The sequence below is a fragment of the Streptomyces sp. NPDC127092 genome, from assembly GCF_042722475.1.
Taxonomy (GTDB): domain Bacteria; phylum Actinomycetota; class Actinomycetes; order Streptomycetales; family Streptomycetaceae; genus Streptomyces.
This window is the reverse complement of the sequence record NZ_JBHXFE010000095.1, coordinates 350-2,658: the sequence shown is the minus strand read 5'-3', so window position 1 is coordinate 2,658 and position 2,309 is coordinate 350. Positions and strand designations below refer to the sequence as shown.

The 2,309-nt window shown below is 63.9% G+C and carries 2 protein-coding genes; both read left to right on the top strand.

The window, feature by feature from the left end; translation table 11 throughout:
* A partial coding sequence (locus tag ACFWJO_RS37230) for a Gfo/Idh/MocA family protein (RefSeq protein ID WP_386872541.1) occupies positions 1–835 on the top strand: 835 nt, incomplete at its 5' end.
* A gap of 59 nt (positions 836–894) precedes the next feature.
* Positions 895–2,309 (top strand): sugar ABC transporter ATP-binding protein (locus ACFWJO_RS37225; protein WP_386872551.1); only part of this gene is annotated, 1,415 nt, incomplete at its 3' end.

Below are 2,309 nucleotides of genomic sequence, written 5' to 3'. Positions count from 1 at the left end.
AGCCAAGGCCGTGTACGAGGCGGCACTGGCCTCGGACCGGACCACCATGGTCGCGTTCAACTACCGCCGCACCCCGGCCATCACCTACGCCAAGAAGCTCATCGACGAAGGGCGCATCGGCAAGATCCTCAACTTCCGCGGCACTTACCTCCAGGACTGGTCGGCCAGCCCGGACTCCCCGCTGTCCTGGCGTTTCCGCAAAGACATCGCCGGCAGCGGTGCCCTGGGTGACATCGGCACCCACGTCGTGGACATCGCACGGTACCTGGTGGGCGAGATCAGCGCGGTCAGCGCCCAGGCCCGGACCTGGATCGCGGAGCGGCCGGTGCCCAGCGGCACCGTGGACAAGCTCGGTGCCGGCGGTGACGCCAACGCCCCGAAGGACACCGTCGACGTCGACGACGAGGTCATGACCATGCTCCGCTTCGACAACGACGCGATCGGAAGCATCGAAGCCACCCGCAACGGCTGGGGCCGGAACAACTTCCTGACCTTCGAGATTCACGGCACCGAAGGCTCCATCACCTTCGACTACGAGAAGCGGGACCAGTTGCAGGTGATCTTCGCCTCTGACGATCCGGCCGAGCGAGGCTTCCGCACGATCTACACCGGCCCCGCTCACCCGCACGGCGAGGCACTGTGGCCTATCCCCGCCTTGGGCATCGGATACGGCGAAACCAAGATCATCGAGACCCACGATCTCTTCCACGCCATCGTCAACGGCACCGCAGCCAGCCCCAACTTCGCTGATGGATACCAGATCGAGAAGATCGCCGACGCGATCCTGGAGTCTTCCAACAGCGGACAGTGGGTGACCGTGGACGGGCTGCAGTAACCGTGGCGAGCACAGCCGTGGCCCCTTCTTCACCCGCGACGGGGACCGTCGCCGTGTCGATGCAGGGCATTGAAAAGGCATTCGACGCGAACCGGGTGTTGAAGGGAGTGGACTTTGAAGTGCTGGCCGGTGAGGTCCATACCCTTGCTGGGGAGAACGGAGCCGGCAAGTCCACACTCATGAAGATCCTGCAAGGCGTATACAGCGCCGACGCCGGGGAGATCAGTGTGGACGGGCGCCCGGTGACCATCGATTCCCCGATCGCTGCCCGTGAGGCGGGGGTGGGCATGGTCTTCCAGGAGTTCAGCCTGGTCCCCACCTTGAGCGTCGCCCAGAACGTCTTCCTCAACCGTGAACCCCGCACTTCCTTGGGGCTGATCGACGAGGAGGCCATGGAGCGCGAGACGGAGAAGATCTTCGAGACCTTCCAGTTGCCGATCGACCCCAGAGCCTCCCTCGACCAGTTGAGCACGGCGTACTGGCAGCTGACCGAGATCGCCAAGGCCATCTCTCAGGACGCCCGGGTGCTTATCCTCGATGAGCCCACCGCGAGCTTGTCGAAGAAGGAATCGGAGATTCTATTCGCGCTGATCAAGAGATTGACCTCCGAGGGGATGGGCATCGTCTACATCTCCCACCGGATGGAGGAGATCTACCGGGTCACCGACCGGATCACCGTCATGCGCGACGGGGCCGTGGTGCTGACGGATCACGCCGAGAACATCTCCCCGGAAGATCTCGTCGAAGCCATCATCGGTCGTCGCTTGGAGAATGCGCTGACCTACGAGGCCCACGACGTGGACCGATCTGGAACTCCTCGGCTGGAGGTGAAGGGGCTCTCCACGGATCGCGGCTTGGAGGACATCTCCTTCACCGTTCACCCCGGAGAGGTCATCGGACTGGCCGGGCTGATGGGCTCAGGCCGCACCGAGATCGCGCACGCTCTCTTCGGGATCGACAAGCATCGCAGTGGAGAGATCCTCATCGACGGCGAGCCGGTCGCCATCACGACGCCGACCTCGGCCATTGAGGCCGGATTCGCTCTCGTGCCCGAGGACCGCCGTGAACAGGGCCTGGTGCTCTCGCACAGCGTCCGCGACAACCTCCTTCTGCCGCTGCTGGGTCGATTCCGTCGAGGCCCGCTCGTGGACGAACGGCGCTCACGACGGTTCGTTTCCGAGGTGCTGAAGAAGTTCGAGGTGAAAGGGGCGAGTCCCAGCCTCGAGGTTCGGCTGTTGTCCGGTGGCAACCAGCAGAAGGTCGTCCTCGGCCGTTGGGTCTCAACCGAACCGAAGATCCTCATCCTGGACGAGCCCACGGCCGGCATCGACATCGGTACAAAGGGCGAGGTCATCGCGCTGATTCGAGAACTGTCCCGAACCGGCACCTCGGTGATCCTGATCTCCTCGGAACTGACCGAGCTGTTAGCCGTCAGTGACCGCATCCTGGTCCTCCGCAAGGGCCACCTCCAATC